The sequence below is a fragment of the Plantactinospora sp. KLBMP9567 genome, assembly GCF_033446045.1.
In the GTDB taxonomy this organism is placed as follows: domain Bacteria; phylum Actinomycetota; class Actinomycetes; order Mycobacteriales; family Micromonosporaceae; genus Plantactinospora.
Genome location: NZ_JAWQRR010000041.1, coordinates 24,848 through 45,563, shown reverse-complemented (window position 1 = coordinate 45,563; position 20,716 = coordinate 24,848). Strand labels below are relative to the sequence as shown.

General features: G+C 71.9%; 20 protein-coding genes. 5 read left to right on the top strand and 15 right to left on the bottom strand.

Annotated elements, in window-relative coordinates:
* The first annotated feature begins 47 nt into the window (after positions 1-47).
* On the top strand, positions 48-560 hold the full coding sequence (locus tag R6Y94_RS30490; RefSeq protein WP_318399305.1) for a hypothetical protein: 513 nt from the start codon (positions 48-50) through the stop codon (positions 558-560).
* Positions 561-603: 43 nt separating this feature from the next.
* Here R6Y94_RS30490 and R6Y94_RS30485 read toward each other — a convergent pair whose 3' ends face one another.
* Positions 604-1,779, bottom strand: a complete 1,176-nt coding sequence (locus tag R6Y94_RS30485; protein ID WP_318399304.1) for a transposase — start codon at positions 1,777-1,779, stop codon at positions 604-606.
* Positions 1,776-2,027: a transposase gene (locus tag R6Y94_RS30480; RefSeq protein WP_412102921.1), complete on the bottom strand. Its 252-nt coding sequence runs from the start codon at positions 2,025-2,027 to the stop codon at positions 1,776-1,778. Before R6Y94_RS30480 ends, R6Y94_RS30485 begins: the two co-directional genes overlap by 4 nt.
* Before the next feature lie 108 nt (positions 2,028-2,135).
* Here R6Y94_RS30480 and R6Y94_RS30475 point away from each other — a divergent pair, with 108 nt between their 5' ends.
* The gene (locus R6Y94_RS30475) at positions 2,136-2,897 is read left to right on the top strand and encodes an SDR family oxidoreductase (RefSeq protein ID WP_318399302.1); all 762 of its coding nucleotides are present in this window, start codon (positions 2,136-2,138) and stop codon (positions 2,895-2,897) included.
* A gap of 155 nt (positions 2,898-3,052) precedes the next feature.
* Entirely contained in the window at positions 3,053-3,685 is a 633-nt protein-coding gene (gene mug, locus R6Y94_RS30470) for a G/U mismatch-specific DNA glycosylase (protein WP_318399301.1), read from the top strand.
* Here the strand turns inward: mug and R6Y94_RS30465 are convergent.
* The 4 genes from R6Y94_RS30465 to R6Y94_RS30450 all read right to left on the bottom strand — a co-directional run bounded on the left by R6Y94_RS30465 (position 3,651) and on the right by R6Y94_RS30450 (position 8,932).
* Positions 3,651-5,606, bottom strand: a complete 1,956-nt coding sequence (locus R6Y94_RS30465) for an ABC transporter ATP-binding protein (protein ID WP_318399300.1) — start codon at positions 5,604-5,606, stop codon at positions 3,651-3,653. The two genes, mug and R6Y94_RS30465, sit on opposite strands and share 35 nt — an antisense overlap.
* Positions 5,607-5,736: 130 nt before the next feature.
* Positions 5,737-6,501, bottom strand: a complete 765-nt coding sequence (locus R6Y94_RS30460; protein ID WP_318399439.1) for an enoyl-CoA hydratase/isomerase family protein — start codon at positions 6,499-6,501, stop codon at positions 5,737-5,739.
* 46 nt (positions 6,502-6,547) lie between these two features.
* Positions 6,548-6,775, bottom strand: a complete 228-nt coding sequence (locus tag R6Y94_RS30455) for a helix-turn-helix domain-containing protein (protein WP_007462679.1) — start codon at positions 6,773-6,775, stop codon at positions 6,548-6,550.
* 549 nt (positions 6,776-7,324) lie between these two features.
* The gene (locus tag R6Y94_RS30450) at positions 7,325-8,932 is read right to left on the bottom strand and encodes an ABC-F family ATP-binding cassette domain-containing protein (protein ID WP_318399299.1); all 1,608 of its coding nucleotides are present in this window, start codon (positions 8,930-8,932) and stop codon (positions 7,325-7,327) included.
* Between the two features lie 243 nt (positions 8,933-9,175).
* On the opposite strand from R6Y94_RS30450, the gene R6Y94_RS30445 reads away from it, so the two are divergent.
* On the top strand, positions 9,176-10,087 hold the full coding sequence (locus R6Y94_RS30445; RefSeq protein WP_318399298.1) for a neutral zinc metallopeptidase: 912 nt from the start codon (positions 9,176-9,178) through the stop codon (positions 10,085-10,087).
* 25 nt (positions 10,088-10,112) lie between these two features.
* On the opposite strand, the gene R6Y94_RS30440 is transcribed toward R6Y94_RS30445, so the two are convergent.
* Together R6Y94_RS30440 and R6Y94_RS30435 are read right to left on the bottom strand one after the other, a co-directional pair.
* Positions 10,113-10,760, bottom strand: coding sequence for an acVLRF1 family peptidyl-tRNA hydrolase (locus tag R6Y94_RS30440; RefSeq protein ID WP_318399297.1), 648 nt, complete (start codon positions 10,758-10,760; stop codon positions 10,113-10,115).
* Positions 10,761-10,985: 225 nt separating this feature from the next.
* Positions 10,986-11,612 (bottom strand): LysE family transporter, encoded by a 627-nt coding sequence (locus tag R6Y94_RS30435; RefSeq protein WP_318399296.1) that lies wholly within the window; start codon positions 11,610-11,612, stop codon positions 10,986-10,988.
* A 260-nt stretch (positions 11,613-11,872) separates the two neighbouring features.
* Between R6Y94_RS30435 and R6Y94_RS30430 the strand changes: the two genes are divergently transcribed.
* The gene (locus R6Y94_RS30430) at positions 11,873-15,121 is read left to right on the top strand and encodes a penicillin acylase family protein (RefSeq protein ID WP_318399295.1); all 3,249 of its coding nucleotides are present in this window, start codon (positions 11,873-11,875) and stop codon (positions 15,119-15,121) included.
* A gap of 58 nt (positions 15,122-15,179) precedes the next feature.
* Here the strand turns inward: R6Y94_RS30430 and R6Y94_RS30425 are convergent, their stop codons facing one another.
* The 7 genes from R6Y94_RS30425 to sufD all read right to left on the bottom strand — a co-directional run bounded on the left by R6Y94_RS30425 (position 15,180) and on the right by sufD (position 20,714).
* Complete coding sequence (locus R6Y94_RS30425) at positions 15,180-16,064, bottom strand: endonuclease domain-containing protein (protein WP_318399294.1); 885 nt, start codon at positions 16,062-16,064, stop codon at positions 15,180-15,182.
* 147 nt (positions 16,065-16,211) lie between these two features.
* Entirely contained in the window at positions 16,212-16,589 is a 378-nt protein-coding gene (locus R6Y94_RS30420) for a metal-sulfur cluster assembly factor (protein ID WP_318399293.1), read from the bottom strand.
* Positions 16,586-17,074 (bottom strand): Fe-S cluster assembly sulfur transfer protein SufU, encoded by a 489-nt coding sequence (sufU, locus tag R6Y94_RS30415; protein ID WP_318399292.1) that lies wholly within the window; start codon positions 17,072-17,074, stop codon positions 16,586-16,588. The genes R6Y94_RS30420 and sufU overlap by 4 nt, the downstream gene beginning before the upstream one ends.
* On the bottom strand, positions 17,074-18,381 hold the full coding sequence (locus tag R6Y94_RS30410) for a cysteine desulfurase (RefSeq protein ID WP_318399291.1): 1,308 nt from the start codon (positions 18,379-18,381) through the stop codon (positions 17,074-17,076). Before R6Y94_RS30410 ends, sufU begins: the two co-directional genes overlap by 1 nt.
* 22 nt (positions 18,382-18,403) lie before the next feature.
* Positions 18,404-19,177, bottom strand: a complete 774-nt coding sequence (gene sufC, locus R6Y94_RS30405; RefSeq protein WP_318399290.1) for a Fe-S cluster assembly ATPase SufC — start codon at positions 19,175-19,177, stop codon at positions 18,404-18,406.
* Entirely contained in the window at positions 19,174-19,503 is a 330-nt protein-coding gene (locus R6Y94_RS30400) for a non-heme iron oxygenase ferredoxin subunit (protein WP_318399289.1), read from the bottom strand. Before R6Y94_RS30400 ends, sufC begins: the two co-directional genes overlap by 4 nt.
* Complete coding sequence (gene sufD, locus R6Y94_RS30395; protein ID WP_318399288.1) at positions 19,503-20,714, bottom strand: Fe-S cluster assembly protein SufD; 1,212 nt, start codon at positions 20,712-20,714, stop codon at positions 19,503-19,505. The genes R6Y94_RS30400 and sufD overlap by 1 nt, the downstream gene beginning before the upstream one ends.
* Positions 20,715-20,716 lie beyond the last annotated feature (2 nt).

The following is a 20,716-nucleotide window of genomic DNA, read 5'->3' as shown; positions in this document are numbered from 1 at the left end:
GGTCGACGCGATCGCCGCCGCCTCCGGCTACCCGACGGTGACCTGAGATGGTCGCCGATTCCCGCACCGGGCCGGCCGGGACGCTGGCCGACCGGCAGGCGGCGCTGGTGGCCGCGCTGGTGGCCGGGGCGCCGCTGCCACCCGGCTTCGACGCCCGGCTGGTCGGGGTGGCCCGGTCGGCGCTGCTGCACAAGCGTGCCGGCGAGGTAGCCCGGCACTGGCCGCTGCTCGCCGCCATGCACGGCCGGCGCTGGTCGGCCGTCTTCGCCGCCTGGGCGGCGGACCGCCCGACCTCGGGCTCCATCCGGGACGGCTGGGACCTGGCCCGGCACCTGGCCGCCGAGGGAGCGCTGCCAGGGCCCGCCGCCGAGGAACTCGCGGTCCGGGAGGCCGGCTGGCGGTACGACGGCCGCACGCCCGCACGCCGGCGCCGGCGCCCGGCGCTACGCCGGACCGGCAACGTGCTGGTGGTGCAGGTCGCCGGTCGGGTACGCGTCTGGACCGTCCCCCGCTCCCGCACCCCGAAGATCGACTCAACACCGCCGCCGCCGCGGTCATAGGATCCCTTCCGTGACTCCTCCGATGCCTGAAGGCGCCGGCTTCTCAGACCGCCGTGGTGGTCTGACGGGCAAGCCCTGCCCGCAGAGTGTTGCCGGCCGCGTCCACGTCAGCGTGCGTGGTGTGTCCGCAGCCAACGCACCGAAACACGGCCTGAGTGGCGCGGTTCTCCGCAACGCAGTGCCCGCAGGTCGGGCACAGGCGGGAGGTGTTGCGGGGGTCGACCTCGACGACGACACGTCCGGCGCTTTCAGCCTTGGCGTGCAGCACGTTGAGGAACACCCGCCAACCCGCATCGAGGATCGAACGGTTCAAGCCCGACTTGGCTGCCACGTTCCGGCCCGGCTGCTCGACGGTGCCCGCGGCCGACCGGGTCATGTTGCTGGTCCGCAGCCCTTCGTGGGCGATCAGGTCGTACTGGCCGACGAGCCAGCGGGCGGTCTTGTGGGCGTGGTCGAGTCGCTGCCGGCGGACTTTGCCGTGCAGGGCGGCGACCCGGGCACGGACCTTCCGGCAACGGTTCGAGCCGCGCCGACGCCGGGCCAGGGCGCGCTGCGCCTCGGCAAGCCGGTCGGCGCAGGCGGCCAGGTGGCGGGGGTTGTCGACCTGGACGCCGTCGGAGGTGGTGAGGAACGCGGCCACGCCCATGTCGATGCCGACTGGGCCGCCGGTGGGTGGCAACGGTTCGGCGGGTACGTCGTCGCAGGCGAGGATCAGGTACCAGCGGCGACCCTCACGCTTCACACTGATCGTCTTGATCCGTCCATCCACCTTGCGATGGGCGTGGACCCGCATGTGCCCGACGCCTTGCAGGTAGACGCGGGTCTGACCGGAGTCCGGGGTGGAGTCCCAGCGACAGCCGTCACCGTCTTTGGGCCACACCACTGTGTCGAACCAGCCGGCGCCTTTGAAGCGCGGATAGCCGGGCGTCTGGCCGGCTTTGATCCGGCGGAAAAAGGCGGCGAACGCCTTATCGAGCCGGCGCAGAGTGGCCTGCTGGGAGGAAAACGACCAGCGAGCGTGGTCGGGGTCGGCCCGGCGGATGTCCTTCAACTGGGCGGACTGGTCGCCGTCGCGAACCGTCACCCGCGCCCGCCGGTACGCCTCCCGACGCTCCTCAACAGCGGCGTTGTAGATGTGCCGATGGTCGGCCAGACATGCGGTGAGGGATGCCGCTTGTCGGGAGGTGGGGCGGAGCAGGAATGTGTACGCCCGGATCACGACGGTTGGCCCTTGCGCCACGGACGCTCGTACTGGGTGTCGATGTACCGGCGGACCGTGGCTGCGGATGCACCGTGGTCAGGCATGACTTCTAGGACGATGACCTGCCGGCCACGCTCATCGCACTTGGCGCGGATCAGTTCGTCGAAGCGGGTCGCGACCGGGCCGGTCAGCACGGGGCGGCGGTATTTCGGGCACCGCACGACGTGGTACCCGAGGTTGTGTACGCCTCCGGTTGATACCTGCACCTCACGAACCACAAGCCGGGTATGCCGGCATCACACAACTAACAGTGAAGGGAGGGAGCGCGGATTCCCCCGACGCCTAAAGACGCCGGTCCCCTCCGCGCAAATCTGATGGATCTCGGACTCGCGGACCGGGTGTACGTGCTGACCGGCGCCTCGAAGGGACTCGGCTTCGCCACCGCGCGGGCCCTGGTGGCCGACGGTGCCCGGGTGGTGATCTCGGCCCGGGACCCCGACCAGGTGGCCGCGGCGGCGGGACGGCTCGGCCCGGACGACCGGGTGCTGGGGCTCACCGCCGACCTGGCCACCCCGGACACCGCGACCCGGCTGGTCGACACCGCCCTGGAACGGTTCGGTCGGCTCGACGGCGGCCTCGTCTCGGTCGGCGGACCGCCGCCGGGCAGCGCCGCCCAGGCCACTGACGCGCAGTGGCGGGACTCCTTCGAGACCATCTTCCTCGGCACGGTCCGGGCCGCCCGGACGATCGCGGCGGTACTGCCCAGCGGCGGCGCGCTCGGCCTGGTGCTCTCCAACTCGGTGCGGGCACCGATTCCGGGACTCGGCATCTCGAACGGGCTGCGGCCGGGGCTGGCCGGGGTGGCCAAGGACATGGCCGACGAGTACGGTCCGCGCGGCGTACGCGTACTCAGCCTGCTCCCGGGCCGGATCCTCACCGACCGCAACCGGGAACTCTTCGCCGCCAGCGGGGACCCGGAACGGGCCCGGGCCGACGCGGAGGCGGCGATACCGCTGCGCCGGATCGGCGACCCGGACGAGTTCGGCCGGGTGGCGGCGTTCGTGCTCTCCCCCGCCGCCAGCTATCTGACCGGGGTCACCATCCCGGTCGACGGCGGCGCGCTGCGCAGCCTCTGAGCTGGTCTCCGCCCGCCGACCCCGTTGCGGGCCGGGATAGTGTTGCCACCCGTCTGGGAGGTGAGCGTGGTTTCGAGCGTCGGCATAATCGTGGCCGCCGTCGTCGGGGGGCTCTGCTGTCTGATGGTGGTGACCGCTGTGGTGCTGGTGGTGGTATGGGCGGCCCGGAAGAACCAACGGCCTTGACGGCGGCCCGGCCGTCCCGGCCCCGACCGACCCCGGCCGAGGTGGCGGCGGCGGCCGATCGGCTGCTCCCCGACCTGATCGCCCCGGACCTGGACGTGCTCTTCTGCGGCATCAACCCGGGGCTCTACTCGGCCGCGACCGGCTGGCACTTCGCCCGGCCCGGCAACCGGTTCTGGCCGGCCCTGCACCGGGGCGGGTTCACTCCGCACCTGGTGGACCCGGCCGACCAGGCCGAACTGCTCGGCTACGGGCTGGGCATCACGAATCTGGCGGCCCGGGCCAGCGCGCGGGCCGACGAACTGACCCGGGAGGAACTCGTCGAGGGAGGGCGGCTGCTGGTCCGCAAGCTCCGGCGGTACCGGCCGCGCTGGGTGGCGGTACTCGGGGTCACGGCGTACCGGACGGCGTTCGAGCGGCGTACCGCGAGGATCGGCCGGCAACCGGAGACGCTCGGCGGGTCCCGGCTGTGGGTGCTGCCGAACCCGAGCGGGCTGAACGCGCACTACACCGGGCCGGGATTGGCCGCCGAGTTCGCGGCGCTGCGGGCGGCGACCCTGGCGGAGGCGGTCAGACCGGGTCGTAGTCGGGGCGCGGCATCGTGATCACCGGCTCCGGGCCGACCGCGTCGGCGTACGGGGTCAGGGAGTCGGCGACGGCGAACTGCGTCCGGTACAGCTCGGCGTAGAGCCCGCCGACGGCGACCAGCTCCTCGTGCCGGCCCCGTTCGACGATCCGACCGCCGTCCAGCACCAGGATCTGGTCGGCCTCCCGTACGGTCGAGAGCCGGTGCGCGATGACCAGCGCGGTACGCCCGCTCAGCGCCACCGACAGCGCCCGTTGCACCGCCGCCTCCGACTCGGAGTCGAGGTGTGCGGTCGCCTCGTCGAGGATCACGATCGACGGGGCCTTGAGCAGCAGCCGGGCGATGGCGATGCGCTGCTTCTCGCCGCCGGAGAACCGGTAGCCGCGCTCCCCGACCATGGTGTCGAGCCCGTCCGGCAGCGAGCGGACCAGCTCTTCCACCTGGGCCCCGCGCAGCGCCGCCCAGAGTTCGTCGTCGGTCGCGTCGGGCTTGGCGTAGCGCAGGTTCTCGGCGATCGTCTCGTGGAACAGGTGCGAGTCCTGGGTCACGACTCCGATGGTGTCGCGCAGCGAGTCGAGGGTGGCGTCCCGGACGTCCACGCCGCCGACCCGGACCGCGCCGTCGGTCACGTCGTAGATCCGGGAGACCAGCATCGAGGTGGTGGACTTACCGGCACCGGAGGGCCCGACCAGGGCCACCAGCTGGCCCGGCTCGACGGTGAACGAGACGCCGCGCAGCACCGGCTCGTTGACCGTACGGTCAAGTGTGGCGACCTCCTCCAGCGAGGCGAGCGACACCTCGGCGGCGGTGGGATAGCGGAACCGTACGTCGGAGAACTCCAGCCGCCGGGCGCCGCGCGGGATCTCGACCGCACCCGGCTTCTCGGCGATGGACGGGGTCAGGTCGAGCACCTCGAAGACCCGGTCGAAGGAGACCAGCGCGCTCATCACGTCCACCCGGACGTTCGACAGCGCGGTCAGCGGGCCGTAGAGGCGGGTGAGCAGCAGGGCGAGCGTCACCACCGTGCCGGCGCTGACGTTGCCCTGGACGGCGAGCCAGCCGCCGAGGCCATAGGTCAGGGCCTGGGCCAGCGAGGCCACCAGCAGCATGGCCACGAAGAAGGTGCGGGAGTACATCGCGGACTGGATGCCGATGTCGCGGACCCGCTCGGCCCGGTCGCCGAACCGCCGCGCCTCGACGTCGGGCCGGGCGAAGAGCTTGACCAGCAGTGCCCCGGCCACCCCGAACCGCTCGGTCATGGTGGCGTTCATCTTGGCGTCGAGGTCGTACGACTCCCGGGTGATCTCCGCCAGCCGGCGGCCGACCCGGCGGGCCGGGATGATGAAGATCGGCAGTAGCACCAGGGAGAGTGCGGTGATCTGCCAGGAGAGCGTGAACATCACGGCGGCGGTGAGCACGAGCTGGATGATGTTGCTGACCACCCCGGAGAGGGTGCTGGTGAAGGCCCGCTGCGCGCCGGTCACGTCGTTGTTGATCCGGCTGACCAGCGCCCCGGTCTGGGTGCGGGTGAAGAACTGCAGCGGCATCCGCTGGACGTGGTCGTAGACCCGGGTACGCAGGTTGAGGATGATCCCCTCGCCGATCCGCGCCGAATACCAGCGCTGGGCCAGTGAGAGCAGCGCGTCGACCACCGCGAGGCCGGCGATCACCAGGGCCAGCCGGACGACCAGGTCACCCGCGTCGGAGCCACCCCGCGAGATCGCGTTGATCACGTCACCGGCCAGCACCGGGGTCGCCACCCCGATGACCGCGGCGAACACCACCGTGACCAGGAACACCACGATGTCCCGCCGGTACGGACGGGCGAACTCGACAACCCGCCGTACGCTGCGCCGGCTCACCCGGTGTGCGGTCACCTCGTCGCGGTTGCGCAACGAGCGCAGCATGTTCCAACCGCCCATGCTGGCACCAGCACCCATCGGGTTCACCACGCGCGACCTCCCAGTCGTCCTCGACGACTACGACAACCGGAGTGGCGGCCCGATTCTTCCCGAATGGTCCCTTGATCACACACCCCGTCGGCTGATCATGCAGCCGTCGGGCTCCAGCCTATTCGCCGGCTCCGACAAGATCGCGCATACGCCGGGCCTGCGCCTCGCGCTCGGCCCGCTGCTGCTCCGCCGGAGAGCGCCCGGAGGCGCCGGCGAGCAGCGCCTTGATCTCCACCACCGCGTCCCGGTTGCCGCTCAGGACCGCCGCCGTCAGGTCCTGGACCGCCGCGTCGAGGTCGTCCGGCGGCACGACCACGGTGGCCAGGCCGAGCCGCTCCGCCTCGGCCGCGTCGATCCGCCGGCCGGTCACGCAGATCTCCAGGGCCCGGGCGTAGCCGACCAGATCCACCAGCCGCTTGGTGCCGGCGAGATCGGGCACCAGGCCGAGGGTGACCTCGGCCATCGCGAACGTGGCGTCGGAGGCCAGCACCCGCAGGTCGCAGGCGAGCGCGAGCTGGAAGCCGGCCCCGATGGCGTGCCCCTGCACCGCCGCGATCGAGATCAGGTCAGGCCGGTGCAGCCAGGTGAACCCCGCCTGGAAGCCGGCGATCCGCTCGGCACACTCCTCCGGCGGCAACGCGGCCATCTCGGCCAGCGAGTTCTCCGCCCCGGACCGGCCGGTCGCCACCGAGAGGTCGAGCCCGGCGGAGAAGGCCCGACCCTCGCCCCGTACCACCACGACGCGTACGTCGCCCGGGAGGTCCCGGGAGAAGTCGCGCATCGCCCGCCACATCTGTGGGGTCTGTGCGTTGAGTACGTCGGGCCGGCACAACGTCAGTGTCGCGACCGGCCCGTCGCAGTTGAGTCGTACGCCGACGGTCACGAAGACGTCCGTCGGCGTACGGGTCCGGACCCGGCTGCTGAGCGGGTCACGCCTTCTTCCGACGACGCGCGCCGCCACGCTGACGAAGCTGTACACCAGACTCGGTGAGCACCCGGTGGATGAACCCGTAGGAACGGCCGGTCGAGGCCGCCAGGGCGCGGATGCTTTCGCCGGAGGTATACCGCTTGACCAGGTCCTTGGCGAGCGTCTGGCGCTCGGCTCCGACGATCCGGCGACCCTTCTCAGTGCTGGTGGCTGTGCCAGTGGCTGCCATGTTGATTCCTCACGTCCCAGACTGTGCGGTTCGATACGGTCCCACCTATTAGACCGCCTCGAACGATCATGCGCTAGATATCAACTCTTCGCCAACCGACACGCACAGCAGTGTCAGTTTCCCGATTGAGTGATTGCGCCACCGACGCCGTCCACACCCACCATCCGAGCTTCCACCGCACGTCAGCAGGGATTTCGAGCCGCGGGCGTCCGGTCGCGACCCGGGTCGCCGCGGTTTTCCCGGCCCCCGGTCGAGTTTCCTTCCACCCAACGGGAGTTTCGCCTCATCATCCGGCGAGTTTCGTTCTTCCGCCGTCAAGTTTCGGCTTCCGTCGCGGAGAGTTTCGTTCCCGGCTCGGATTCCGTAGGGGCGGATTCCGCAGAATGGTGTTCCGGTCCGCGCAGTGTCGTCTGTGGCTCGCCGCCGGCAAACCCCGAGACATTGTCGTACTGACCGTCCTCTTCGTCACGTCGTCACCTGCGCCGATCGCGGCAGATCGTCGTCGGTCAGTACCCGGAATCCCGCCGCCGGCCGGCGGCGGGACCGCCGCTAGGCCAGCTCGACCAACTCGAGCAGGTCGTCGCTCCAGGCGTCCTCGTCGCCGTCGGGCAGCAGGATCGCCCGGTCGGGCTTGAGCGCCAGCACCGCGCCCGGGTCGTGGGTGACCAGTACGATCGCCCCCGGATAGCGGGCGATCGCGTCGAGCACCTGCTCCCGGCTCACCGGGTCGAGGTTGTTGGTCGGCTCGTCCAGCAGCAGCACGTTCGCGCCCGAGCAGACCAGGGTGGCCAGCGCCAGCCGGGTCTTCTCGCCGCCGGAGAGCACCCCGGCGGGCTTGTCCACGTCGTCGCCGGAGAAGAGGAACGCGCCGAGGATCTTGCGCAGGTCGGTGTCGGACTGCTCGTTGGCGGCGCTGCGCATGTGGTCCAGCACGCTGCGGTCCACGTCGAGGGTCTCGTGCTCCTGCGCGTAGTAGCCCAGCCGCAGCCCGTGGCCCGGCCGGACCTCGCCGGTGTCCGGCTGCAGCAACCCGCCGAGGATCCGCAGCAGGGTGGTCTTGCCTGCGCCGTTGAGCCCGAGGATCGCGACCCGGGAGCCCCGGTCGACGGCGACGTTGACGTCGGTGAAGATCTCCAACGAGCCGTACGACTTGGAGAGCCCGGTGGCGGTCAGCGGCGTCTTGCCGCACGACGCCGGGCTGGGGAACCGGACCTTGGCCACCCTGTCGGCGACCCGGGCCTCTTCCAGCCCGGAGAGCAGCTTCTCGGCCCGGCGGGCCATGTTCTGCGCGGCCACCGTCTTGGTCGCCTTGGCCCGCATCTTGTCGGCCTGGGCCATCAGCGCGCCGGCCTTCTTCTCGGCGTTGGCCCGCTCCCGGCGGCGGCGACGCTCGTCGGTCTCCCGCTGCTCCAGGTATTTCTGCCAGCCGACGTTGTAGACGTCCACCACCGAGCGGGTGGCGTCCAGGAACCAGACCTTGTTGACCACGGCCTCCAGCAGCGAGGCGTCGTGGCTGATCACGATCAGCCCGCCCTTGTGCGCGGCGAGGAAGCCGCGCAGCCAGGTGATCGAGTCGGCGTCCAGGTGGTTTGTCGGCTCGTCGAGCAGCAGGATCCCGCCGCCGTTCTCGGCCGCGTCCCGGAACAGGATCCGGGCCAACTCGACCCGGCGGCGCTGGCCGCCGGAGAGGGTACCGATGGTCTGCGCGAGGATCCGATCGGGCAGGCCGAGGTTGGCGCAGATCCGCGCCGCCTCCGCCTCGGCGGCGTACCCGCCGAGGGAGGCGAACTGGTCCTCCAGCGCGCCGTACCGGCGGACCAGCCGGTCGTCACCGCTGCCGTCGGCCAACTGCTCCTCGATCTCCTTCATCCGGGCCATCAGCACGTCCAGCCCCCGGGCGGAGAGCACCCGGTCCCGCGCGGTGACCCCCAGGTCGCCGGTACGCGGGTCCTGCGGCAGGTAGCCGACCTGGCTGCGCCGGTCGACCTGCCCGGAGTAGGGCTGACCTTCGCCGGCCAGCACCTTCAGGGTGGTGGTCTTGCCGGCGCCGTTTCGGCCGACCAGGCCGATCCGGTCGCCGGGCTGGACCCGCAGCGTGGTGTCGGACAGCAGGATCCGGGCGCCGGCACGGAGTTCCAGGCCGCTCGCAGTGATCATGTCGGAGGACTCGCTCTCGGGGTCGAAGGCTGACTCAGGGCACACGAACGAGCCGGCGGACCACGGATCCGGCGGCTCGGGGCGTTCAGCCTTCGCAGAGCAGCACGCTCCGATTGTACCGGGCGGCCGGCGGGAGCCGGGCCCGGATTACCGATCAAGATCACCGGGTATCGACAAACCGCCACATCGGGCAGGAGCAGACATCGGGCGAGGCATCGGCGATCAGGGCGATCGGGGTACGGGATGGAACTCAACAAGGACGCGCAGATCGATACCAGTCAGGTGGAGGACCGGCGCGGGTCCGGCGGCGGGCCGGCCGGGATCCCCATCCCGATCGGCGGTGGCCGGGGCGGCGTGGTCGGCCTGATCATCGCCGTCCTGGTCACCCTGGTCGGTGGCGGCTTCGGGGTCAGCCAGCTCACCGGCGCCGGCGGGGAGGAGCAGGGCGACAACACCGCGCTGGAACAGCGGTGCCAGGCCGAGGACGCGCTGGGCCAGCTCGACTGCCGCAACACCCTCTACGTCAACTCCATCCAGGCGTACTGGCAGCGGGCGATGCCGCAGCACTTCGACCGGCCGTACCAGGAATCCGACACGGTCTTCTTCGCACAGGCGGTGAGCACCGGCTGCGGCCAGGCCGACTCCGGGGTCGGGCCGTTCTACTGCCCGCTCGACGACCAGGTCTACATCGACCTGAGCTTCTACCGGGTACTCGCCGAGCAGCTCGGCGCCCCGGGCGAGTTCGCCCAGCCGTACGTGCTGGCGCACGAGTACGGCCACCACGTGCAGGACCTGCTCGGCACCGAGCAACGGGTACGCGACCAGCGGCAGGCCAGCCCCGACGAGGCCAACCGGCTCTCGGTGCTGCTGGAACTCCAGGCGGACTGCTACGCCGGCGCGTGGGCCCGCAACGCCACCGGCACCGCCGACGACCGGGGCGTGAAGATCTTCACCAGCCTCACCGAGCGGGACATCCAGGAGGGGCTGGACACGGCGGCGGCGATCGGCGACGACGCGATCCAGCGGAGGTCCGGCGGCCGGATCGACGAGTCGCAGTTCACCCACGGCAGCTCGGCCGACCGGCAGAAGTGGCTCGGCACCGGCTACTCCAGCGGCGACCCGACCACCTGCGACACCTTCGGCACCGCCCGCTGACCACTGCACCGCGGGGTATCGCCGGCTACGGATCGCGGACCAGCACGCGTACCGCCCGGGCGGCGGAGATCGCGTCGACCAGTACGGTGTGCCGGGGTTCGGGTACGTCGAGCAGCCGCTCGGCCCGCAGCGCCGCCACCGGGGCCAGCCGCCGGTCGGCCAGGATGGTCTCCACCGCCCGCCGGTCGCCACCGGCCACCACGGCGGCGAGTCGGCCGGCCTCGGGCAGCAGCAGCCGGACGGCCAGTTCCGCCCCGTCGGCTGCGGCGGCCTTGGCCTGGTTGTCCCGGCGCCGGGCGAACCGCTGCTGTGACCAGCCACCGGCCGCCGTGCGGCCCTGCACGTAGCGGCTGTCCACCTTGGAGACGACGAGGCGGTCGCCCTCGGCGACGCCGACCGCCACCGCACCCTTGCGGGCCAGCAACAGGCCCAGCCGCCGAGGTACGGCGACCTGCGCCGCGAAGGCGGGCAGATCGTCCGGGGCGGGCACGCCCGGCGGCGGATGCAGCACCGCGAGCGTGCCGTCCGGGGCGGTCAGCCGCAACCCGTCCGGCCCGGCGTCGACCTCCGGCGGCCCGCCGTGCCGCTCGGCGAAGCCGTCGAGCCAGCGGGCGAGCCGGGCCGGGGGCACGTCCACCCACCGGCCGCCGCCGGCAGCGGGTCGGCTGTTCATCCCCGAACGGTACGACGTCCACCGCCGGCACCCGGCCGCCGGGTCCGGCCCGTCGATGAGCTTCGGGCAGCAGGTCGCACCCGGCCGCCGGGCCGTACCCGGCCCGCACCGCCGGTTCGTCGTCGGCCCGGCGGTCGAGTTGCTGGAACAGGTGTGCGGGGGGCCACTTCACCGGCTGGGGCGCGCCCCGTCCGGAGAACTTCGGCGACCGGCCGCAGGTCCCGGTCAGCGCAGCAGCAGGTGGACGGCGAGTGCGGCGATCAGCGCGCTGGAGACGAGGGCGGTGCCCAGCCTCCCCCGGGGTCCGGAGAGCACCCGGCCGATCAGCGAACCGCCGGAGGCGACCAGTAGCTGCCAGCTCGCCGAGGCGACGAACGCCGCGAGCGCGAATACCGCCTCCGCACCGCCCGACCATTCGGTGCCGGCCCGCCGGCCGAGCACCAGGGCGGCGAAGTAGAGGATCGTCATCGGGTTCAGCAGGGTCAGTGCCAGCAGCCCGCCGTACGCCCGCGGCGGCGTGCCCAGGCTCCGGTCGGTCCTGGCCGCCCGGCCCGGGTCGGTCCGGTGCCGGACGGCGCCCCAGGCACCCGTACCGGCCAGCAGCAGCAGTACCCCGACCGCGACCCAGCGCAGCGGCTCGGCGATCGGCTCGATCAGGCCGGCCAGCGCGGCGCCGCCGAGCACGGCGACGGCCGCGTACAGCCCGTCGGCGGTGGCGACCCCGAGCGCGGCGGCGGCGCCGACCCGGATCGAGGTACGCGCGGTCAGTCCGATCACGAGGATGGCGATGGCGCCGACCGGGATGGCGACGCCGTATCCGGCGAGCAAACCGGCGACGAGCGCGTCGGTCATGACGGTGCCGGGGTGATCGACGCCGACCGGGTGCGCTTCCGCTGTCGCCGGGCGGCCCGGTCGGGCACGGCGGCGGGAGCGGAGGTCCACGAGGCAGGCGTGATCACGGGACGATTCTGGCCGGTCGTGCGCCCGCCCGCGACGGATTATCCGCCAGCGCTGCCGAGCCGATCCAGGACTATCTATCGGACCGGCGAACTCGTTACCATCCGGTAGCTGAATGTTGCTCACATTCACTCGTACCGTCGGAAGGATTCCCGATGGCTCACCGTCCCCGCCGCCGTGCCGCCGCCGGGATCGCGGTGCTCAGCGCGGCCGTGCTCGCGTTCACCGCCGCCCCGGCACCGGCCGCCCCGCCGTCCGGCCCGGTCGCCGCGCCGCCCGCCGCTCCCGCCGACGCGCCGGCCAGCACCGCCTTCGCGGCCGGCGACTACTGCCTGGGCGAGTGCGCCGACATCCTGCCGCCGGGCCAGAACGGCAACGCCACCCTGGTCGAGGTACTGGCCAACCAGGCGCTCGGGGTGCTGCCCCGGCACGCCGGCGACCAGCTCGACCGGTACGCCAGCCTGGTCTACGGGTACGCCGGGCTGCGTGAGGAGCAGCTCGGGTCGTTCTTCAACGACGCCTCCTTCGGGGTGCCGCCCGGCCAGGTCGAACGCAGCTACTCGCCACGGGCCGACGTCACCGTGCTGCGGGACCGGGCGACCGGCGTCCCGCACGTCACCGGTACCACCCGGGGCGGCACGATGTTCGGCGCCGGCTACGTCGGCGCGGAGGACCGGCTCTTCACCATGGACCTGCTCCGGCACGTCGGCCGGGGCACCCTCACCCCGTTCGCCGGCGGGGCACCGGGCAACCGGGCACTCGAACAGAGCGTCTGGCGGAACTCGCCGTACACCGAGGCGGACCTCGCGGCCCAGGTCGCCGCGCTGCGCCAGCGGGGTCCCCGGGGCGAGCAGCTCTACGCCGACGTCCAGGAGTACATCGCCGGGATCAACGCCTACATCCGGCACTGCATGGCCAACCGCAACTGCCCCGGCGAGTACGTGCTGACCGGGCACCTGGACGCGATCACCAACGCGGGTGGGCCGGAGCCGTTCCAGCTGACCGACCTGATCGCGATCTCCGGCGTGGTCGGCGGGCTGTTCGGCGGCGGTGGCGGGCACGAGATGCAGTCGGCGCTGGTCCGGATCGCCGCCCGGGCGAAGTACGGCCCGGTCGAGGGCGACCGGGTGTGGACCGCGTTCCGGATGCAGAACAACCCGGAGACGGTGCTGACCCTGCACGACGGGCAGAGCTTCCCGTACGGCGCCGCCGACCCGGACGCGCCCAGCGTGGTACTGCCGGACCCCGGCTCGGCCCGACCGGAGGCGGTCACCGCCAACCCCAGCGGGTCGGCCCGGCAGGCCACCGGCGGACCGTCCGAGCTGGCCGCCGCGCTGTCGGGGCTGACCATCACACCACGGGGGATGTCGAACGCCGCCGTGATCTCCGGCGCACACTCGGCCACCGGCCACCCGGTCGCGGTCTTCGGCCCGCAGACCGGCTACTTCGCGCCGCAACTACTGATGATGCAGGAGTTGCAGGGGCCGGGGATCAGCGCCCGGGGGGCGGCGTTCGCCGGGGTCAACCTCTACGTACTGCTCGGCCGGGGCCAGGACTACGCCTGGAGCGCCACCTCGGCCACCCAGGACATCACCGACACCTACGCGGTGCCGCTCTGCACCACCGACGGCAGCGCACCGACGCTGGCCAGCAACTTCTACCGCCATCGCGGGCAGTGCCTGGCGATGGAGGAACTCTCGCACGTCAACTCCTGGCGGCCGACCGTCGCGGACGGCACGGCGGCCGGCTCGTACACGATGATCGCCCGGCGGACCAGGCTGGGGCTGGTGGCCTGGCGGGGCACGGTCGGCGGGGTGCCGCACGCGTTCACCCAGCTCCGGTCGACGTACCGGCACGAGGCCGACTCGGCGATCGGGTTCCAGATGTTCAACGACCCCGCCGCGATGGGCTCCGCCGCCCAGTTCACCGCCGCGGCCTCCGAGATCGGGTACGCCTTCAACTGGTTCTACGTCAACTCGCGCCAGGCGGCGTACGCCAACTCCGGGCTGAACCCGGTGCGGGCCGCCGGATCGAACCCGAACCTGCCGATCCGGGCCGAGCCGGCGTACGAATGGCAGGGCTTCGACCCGGCCGGCAACACCGCGAGCTACCACCCGGCGTCGGCGCACCCGAACTCGGTCGACCAGGACTACTACGTGAGCTGGAACAACAAGCAGGCCGCGGACTACGGCGCCTCGGACGGCAACTTCAGCTTCGGTCCGGTGCACCGGGGCGACCTGCTGGACAAGCCGATCCGGGCGGCGATCGACGCCGGGCAGAAGTTCGACCGCGCCTCGCTGACCGCGCTGGTGCAGCGGGCCGGCCTGACCGACCTGCGCGGGATCGAGGTGCTCGACGAGCTGGTCCGGGTGCTGGAGAGCCAACCGGTCGGCGACGCCGGCCTGGCCGGGGTGATCGGCCGGCTGAAGGCGTGGCGGCAGGCCGGGGCGTTGCGGGTGGAGACCTCGGCCGGCTCGAAGTCGTACCAGCACGCCGAGGCGATCCGGGTCTTCGACGCCTGGTGGCCGCTGCTGGTCCGGGGCCAGTTCGCCGGGCCGCTCGGCGGTGACCTCTATCAGGCGCTGGTCAACGCGATGCAGATCAACGAGTCCCCCTCCGGGCACCAGCAGGGTGACACCCCGGAGCTGCCCGGTTCGGCCGCCGACGCCCAGACGCACAAGGGCTCGTCCTACCAGTACGGCTGGTGGGGTTATGTCGACGCCGACCTGCGGGCGGTGCTCGGCGAGCCGGTCGCGGGCGGGCTCGGCCGGACGTACTGCGGCGACGGGAGCCTGGCCGCCTGCCGGCAGATCCTGCTGGAGACCCTGCGTACCGCCGCTGCCCAGCCGGCAGCCGAGGTCTATCCCGGCGACGAGCACTGCGCCGCCGGGGACCAGTGGTGCGCCGACGCCATCGTGCAGTCCCCGCTGGGCGGGATCCGGCACGCCACCATCGCCTGGCAGAACCGGCCGACCTACCAGCAGGTGGTCTCGTTCCCGGCCGGGCGCGGCGACGAGCTGACCAATCTCGCCGCCGGGCGGCCGGTGAGCGCGTCGAGCAGCCAGCTCGGCAACGGCGCCGCCCGGGCGGTGGACGGCGATCCGGGTACCCGCTGGGCCAGCTCCTGGGCGGACAACCAGTCGATCACCGTCGACCTCGGGTCGACCCGGCCGGTGGGTCGGGTGGTGCTGCACTGGGAGGCGGCGTACGCGCGGTCGTACCGGATCGAGGTCTCCACCGACGGCACGAGCTGGCGCCCGGTCTGGTCGACCACGGCCGGTGACGGCGGCACCGACAACGTCGACTTCCCGGCCACCCCGGCCCGCCACCTCCGCCTGCACGCCCTCACCCGAGCCACCGGCTACGGCTTCTCCCTCTGGGAACTCCAGGCGTACGCACACTGAGCGGGCCAGTAGATCTTGACGAATTGTCGCTGCGGGAACGACAACAAGTCGTCAAGATCTACGGCTCGTCGGGCGCCCAGCCGGCGGTGGTGAGGGCGCGGTGGAGTTGGTCCGCCACTTCGGCGGGGTGGTGGCGGATCTGGTGGGCGGAGAAACGGAGCAGGCGGTCGCCGTCGAGCCACACCTCGTTCTGCCGGCGCATGTCCGCCTCCCAGTGCCGTACCTGCATGTGGTGTGCACCGTCGACCTCGACGTGCAGCCGCCAGCGCCGCCAGTACGCGTCCAGGTAGCGTGCCCGGCCACTGGCATCACGGCGCCGTTCCTGAAGGTCAGGCCGGGGAAGGCCGTACCGCCGGCAGAGCCGGACGAAGTCGATCTCGGAGAGCGCCTCCGCGCCACCTTCGGCATCCCGAGCGGTTTCCAGCACCAGCGCCCGGCGACGGGCTCGGGGCAACTCCTCGACCACCTTGATGATCTCCCCTGGCAGCACCAGGCGCTGCTGGCACCCGGCCGCGATGACCGACCGTGCCTCGTCGTCGGTACGCGCCCAGCCGGCCGCGTCCACCAGTGATCGGGCCGTGCTGGTCCGCGTCGGTCGTGCCGCCTGCACCTGATCGGGCGGCAGTGACCTGGTCCGGTGCACCCGCACCCCGGGCATCCCGGGTGCGAGCCGACGACGTGCGGTCGAGGTGCTGTGCCCCTGTGGCACGAGTACGTCGATCGGCTCCGGACGAAAGCCCCGCAGTCCCGCCTCGGCGGCGGCGCCGAGGCCGGCCAGTACGGCGTCCGTTCCGACCGAGAGCACCGCCACCCAGAGTTGCTGAGCCCGGGTCAACTCACCCGGATGTGCCACCAGCACACCGCGACACCACCGCCGCCAGCGCCCGGTGGCGAGCAGGTGCCGGACCCTCCCCGGCGACAGCGCCGCGACAGCCTGCCCCAACTCACCACCTGCGACTGCTCGAACAGCAGCCACTCCCACCCGCTGCCCTCGTCCCCCGGCATCCGCACCGGGGAAGTCCACCGGAGATGTCGACGACTTGTTGTCGTTCCCGCGACGACAAGTCGTCAAGATCTGCGACAGTACCGCTCAGACGTTGAAGCCGAGGGCGCGGAGTTGGTCGCGGCCCTCGTCGGTGATCTTGTCGGGGCCCCACGGGGGGAGCCAGACCCAGTTGATCCGGATGTCGTTGACGAGGCCGCCGCCGGGTCCGGTGGTCAGCGCCTGCCGGGCCTGGTCCTCGATCACGTCGGTCAGCGGGCAGGCCGCCGAGGTGAGCGTCATGTCCAGGGTCGCGACGTTCTCGTCGTCGACGTGCACCCCGTAGACCAGACCGAGGTCGACCACGTTGATGCCCAGCTCGGGGTCGACGACGTCCTTCATCGCCTCTTCGATGTCGGCGACCGCTGCCCTGCCGGTCGACCCCGTCGACTCGGCCGACGCGGTCGTCGTGTCCTGATCAGTCATGCCGTCTTCACCTCGCTCCGCTCGTTACTGTCCTCGCCTGCGGCCTCGACGTCCACTCCGGCCCTGGCCGCGGCATCCTTGAACGCCATCCAGGGCAGCAGCGCGCACTTCACCCGCGCCGGATAGCGGGCCACCCCGGCGAACGCCACCGCATCGCCGAGCAGTTCCTCGTCCGGGGTGACCTGCCCACGCCCGGACATCAGCTCGACGAACGCGGCGTGCACCGCGAACGCGTCCCCGGTATGTCTGCCGGTGAGCAGCTCGTGCAGCACGCTCGCCGACGCCTGGCTGATCGAGCAGCCCAGACCGTCGTACGACACGTCACTGAGCGTGTCGTCGTCCAGCGCGACCCGGACAGTCACCTCGTCCCCGCAGGTGGGGTTGACGTGGTGCGCCTCGGCGGCGTACGGCTCGCGCAGCCCGCGCCCGTGCGGATGCTTGTAGTGATCCAGGATGATCTCCTGGTAGAGCTGGTCGACCTGCATTACCCGAACACCTTCCGTACCTGTTCCAGCCCGCGCACCAGGGCGTCGACCTCGCTGGTCGTGGTGTACAGGTAGAACGAGGCGCGGGTCGTCGCCGGTACGCCGAACCGGACGCAGACCGGTCGCGCACAGTGATGACCGACCCGCACCTCGATGCCCTCGGCGTCCAGCACCTGTCCCACGTCGTGCGGGTGGATACCGTCCAGCGCGAACGAGATCGTCCCGCCCCGGCCCACCGGCACCGACGGACCGAAGATCCGCAGCCCGGGCACGGTCTCCAGGGCGTCCAGCGCGTACGCGGTCAGTTCCCTCTCGTGCCACTGGATCGCCTTCATGCCGATCCCGGTCAGGTAGTCCACCGCCGCGCCCAGCGCCACCGCCTCGGCGATCGGCGGGGTACCGGCCTCGAACCGGGCCGGCGGCGGCGCGTACGTCGAGCCGGTCATCGCGACCGTCTCGATCATCGATCCGCCGCCGAAGACCGGAGGCATCGCGGCCAGCAGCTCGCCCCGGCCCCAGAGCACCCCGATCCCGCTCGGCCCGCACATCTTGTGGCCGGTGAACGCGATGAAGTCGGCGTCCAGGTCGACCACGTCGACCGGCAGGTGCGGCACCGACTGCGAGCAGTCGAGCAGCAGCAGCGCGCCGACCTGCCGGACCCGCTCGGTGATCCGGGCGGTGGCGTTGATCGTGCCGAGGATGTTGGACATGTGCACGATCGAGACCAGTTTGGTCCGCTCGTTGACCAGGTCCTCCAGCCCGGACTCGTCGAGCCGGCCGCCGTCGGTGACCGGGAACCAGCGCAGCGTGGCGCCGGTCCGCTCGCAGAGCAACTGCCACGGCACGATGTTCGAGTGGTGCTCCATCTCGGAGATCACGATCTCGTCGCCGGGGCCGAGCCGGAACCTCGGGTCACCGGCCGGGCCGCCGAGCGAGGCGTTGGAGAAGGCGTACGCGACCAGGTTGATCGCCTCGGTGGAGTTCTTGGTGAACACCACCTCGTCGGCGCTCGGCGCGTTGACGAACGCCGCCACCTTCGCCCGGGCCCCCTCGTACGCCTCGGTCGCCTCCGTGCCGACGGTGTGCACCGAGCGGGAGACGTTGCCGTTGTGCCGCTCGTAGTGCCCGCGCAGCGCGTCCAGCACCTGGCGGGGCTTCTGCGAGGTGTTCGCACTGTCGAGGTAGACCATCGGGTGGCCGTTGACCTCGCGCCCGAGGATCGGGAAGTCGGCGCGTACCGCCTCGACGTCGTAGCGCGGCACGTCGTCGTACTGTGGCATCCCCGGCGGGATCGCGATGCTGGTCATCTCGACGGTGCCCTTCCGGTTCTCAGGCCCGGGCCGTGCCGGCGCCGGCGACGTACCGCTCGTAGCCCTCGGCCTCGAGCTTCTCGGCCAGCTCCGGGCCGCCCTGCTCGACGATCCGGCCGGCCACGAAGACGTGCACGAAGTCCGGCGTGATGTAGCGGAGGATCCGGGTGTAGTGGGTGATCAGCAGCAGCCCGGTCTCGCCGGTCTCGCGGACCCGGTTGACGCCCTCGCTGACCACCCGCAGGGCGTCGATGTCCAGCCCGGAGTCGGTCTCGTCGAGGATCGCCACCTTCGGCTTGAGCAGCTCGAGCTGGACGATCTCGTGCCGCTTCTTCTCACCGCCGGAGAAGCCCTCGTTGACGTTGCGCTGGGCCATCGCCGGGTCCATCTGGAGCCGCTCCATCGCGCCGCGCAGCTCGCCGGCCCAGGTACGCAGCTTCGGCGCCTCGCCGTCCACCGCGGTCTTCGCGGTGCGCAGGAAGTTCGCCACCGAGACACCGGGCACCTCGACCGGGTACTGCATGGCGAGGAAGAGGCCGGCCCGGGCCCGCTCGTCCACGGCCATCGAGAGCACGTCCTGACCGTCCAGCAGCACCTCGCCGCCGGTGATCTCGTACTTCGGGTGCCCGGCGATCGAGTACGCCAGGGTCGACTTGCCGGACCCGTTGGGGCCCATGATCGCGTGGGTCTCCCCCGCCCGCACGGTGAGGTCGACCCCGGCCAGGATCGGCTTCAGCTCGCCCTCGGGCAGCCGGACCGACACCTGCAGGTCACGGATCTCCAGAACGCTCATGGTGCGGTAACTCCATTGCTCGGTGTGAGACTCAGGTAGATGTCGCCGTCGCGGATCTCGACGGGGTAGACGGGTACGGGTTCGGTCGCGGGCAGCCCGGTCGGCTCGCCGGTACGCAGGTCGAAGCGGGAGCCGTGCAGCCAGCACTCCAGGGTGCAGCCGTCGACCTCGCCCTCGGATAGCGCCACGGCGGCGTGCGAGCACTCGTCGCGTACGGCGTAGAAGTTGCCGTCCTCGGCGTGCACGACGGCGATCTCGGTCCCGTCCACGTCGGCGGAGATGACGCTGCCCTTCGGCACGTCCTCGGTCGAACAGATCCGGATCATCAGACCGCCGCCTTGGCTGCGACGTCTTCGTCGGCCGCTGCGGGGCTCGCAAGCTCACTCACCGACTTGGCGAGTCGCGTCTCGATCTGCCCGCCGAGGCGGTCGCGCAGCTCCTCGGCCGGGATCTTGTTCAGCAGTTCGGCGAAGAAGCCCCGGACCACCAGCTTGCGCGCCTCGTCCTCGGGGATGCCCCGGGCCATCAGGTAGAAGAGCTGCTCGTCGTCGAAGCGCCCGGTCGCGCTGGCGTGCCCGGCGCCGGCCACCTCGCCGGTCTCGATCTCCAGGTTGGGCACCGAGTCGGCCCGGGCGCCGTCGGTCAGCACCAGGTTCCGGTTGATCTCGTACGTGTCGGTGCCGGTCGCGGTGGCCCGGATCAGCACGTCCCCGACCCAGACGGTGTGCGCGCTGGCGCCCTGCAACGCGCCCCGGTAGCCGACGTAGCTGCGGCAGTCCGGCACGCTGTGGTCGACCATCTGCCGGTGCTCCAGGTGCTGCCCGGCGTCGGCGAAGTAGAGGCCGTACAGCTCGGCCTCGCCGCCCCGGCCGGTGTACTCCACGCTGGTGTACTGCCGGACCAGCTCGCCGCCCAGGCTCACCTGGACGTGCGTCACCTTGGCGTCCCGGCCGAGCCGGACCTTGAGGTGCTGGGCCTGCACCGCGTCCGGCGCCCAGTCGGCGACGGTGACCAGGGTCAGCTTCGCGCCCTCGTCGACCGCGACCTCGACGTTGTCGGCCAGGGTCACCGAACCGGTCTGCTCCAGCACCAGCGTCACCTCGGCGAACCGGCCGACGTCGACGAAGGTGTGCCCGAAGGAGGCGCCGTCGGCGCCCTGCCCGACCAGCCGGACGGTGACCGGCTGGGCCGGCCGGGTCTCCGGGGCCACCGCCACGACCACCGCCTCGCCGGCCCGGCCGTGCGCCAGCGCGCTGACCCGGTCGAACGGGGTCAGCACGCTGCCGATCCGGGCGTCACCCTCGTGCACGCCGCCGAAGGTCACCCCGTCCGGCAGCGCGGCGACCTCGTAGCGCAGCTTGCCGTCGACCGGGGTGAACGTGTCGTCGGCCAAGCCGCGCAGCCGCTTCAGCGGGGTGAACCGCCACTCCTCCTCCAGGCCGGTCAGGGCCGGGAAGTCGCGGACGTCGTACGAGCGGAGCGTCTGCGCCTTGGTCTGCGCGACCGGCGCGGCGGGCGCGAATGCTTCGGTAGTCATCT

Excerpts from the sequence above, each read along its gene's own strand:
- R6Y94_RS30490 (WP_318399305.1), top strand. The coding sequence starts at position 48 with ATGGTCGCCGATTCCCGCACCGGGCCGGCCGGGACGCTGGCCGACCGG.
- R6Y94_RS30475 (WP_318399302.1), top strand. The coding sequence starts at position 2,136 with ATGGATCTCGGACTCGCGGACCGGGTGTACGTGCTGACCGGCGCCTCG.
- mug (WP_318399301.1), top strand. The coding sequence starts at position 3,053 with ATGGGCGGCCCGGAAGAACCAACGGCCTTGACGGCGGCCCGGCCGTCC.
- R6Y94_RS30465 (WP_318399300.1), bottom strand. The coding sequence starts at position 5,606 with ATGGGTGCTGGTGCCAGCATGGGCGGTTGGAACATGCTGCGCTCGTTG.
- R6Y94_RS30455 (WP_007462679.1), bottom strand. The coding sequence starts at position 6,775 with ATGGCAGCCACTGGCACAGCCACCAGCACTGAGAAGGGTCGCCGGATC.
- R6Y94_RS30450 (WP_318399299.1), bottom strand. The coding sequence starts at position 8,932 with ATGATCACTGCGAGCGGCCTGGAACTCCGTGCCGGCGCCCGGATCCTG.
- R6Y94_RS30445 (WP_318399298.1), top strand. The coding sequence starts at position 9,176 with ATGGAACTCAACAAGGACGCGCAGATCGATACCAGTCAGGTGGAGGAC.
- R6Y94_RS30440 (WP_318399297.1), bottom strand. The coding sequence starts at position 10,760 with ATGAACAGCCGACCCGCTGCCGGCGGCGGCCGGTGGGTGGACGTGCCC.
- R6Y94_RS30435 (WP_318399296.1), bottom strand. The coding sequence starts at position 11,612 with ATGACCGACGCGCTCGTCGCCGGTTTGCTCGCCGGATACGGCGTCGCC.
- R6Y94_RS30430 (WP_318399295.1), top strand. The coding sequence starts at position 11,873 with ATGGCTCACCGTCCCCGCCGCCGTGCCGCCGCCGGGATCGCGGTGCTC.
- R6Y94_RS30420 (WP_318399293.1), bottom strand. The coding sequence starts at position 16,589 with ATGACTGATCAGGACACGACGACCGCGTCGGCCGAGTCGACGGGGTCG.
- sufU (WP_318399292.1), bottom strand. The coding sequence starts at position 17,074 with ATGCAGGTCGACCAGCTCTACCAGGAGATCATCCTGGATCACTACAAG.
- R6Y94_RS30410 (WP_318399291.1), bottom strand. The coding sequence starts at position 18,381 with ATGACCAGCATCGCGATCCCGCCGGGGATGCCACAGTACGACGACGTG.
- sufC (WP_318399290.1), bottom strand. The coding sequence starts at position 19,177 with ATGAGCGTTCTGGAGATCCGTGACCTGCAGGTGTCGGTCCGGCTGCCC.
- R6Y94_RS30400 (WP_318399289.1), bottom strand. The coding sequence starts at position 19,503 with ATGATCCGGATCTGTTCGACCGAGGACGTGCCGAAGGGCAGCGTCATC.
- sufD (WP_318399288.1), bottom strand. The coding sequence starts at position 20,714 with ATGACTACCGAAGCATTCGCGCCCGCCGCGCCGGTCGCGCAGACCAAG.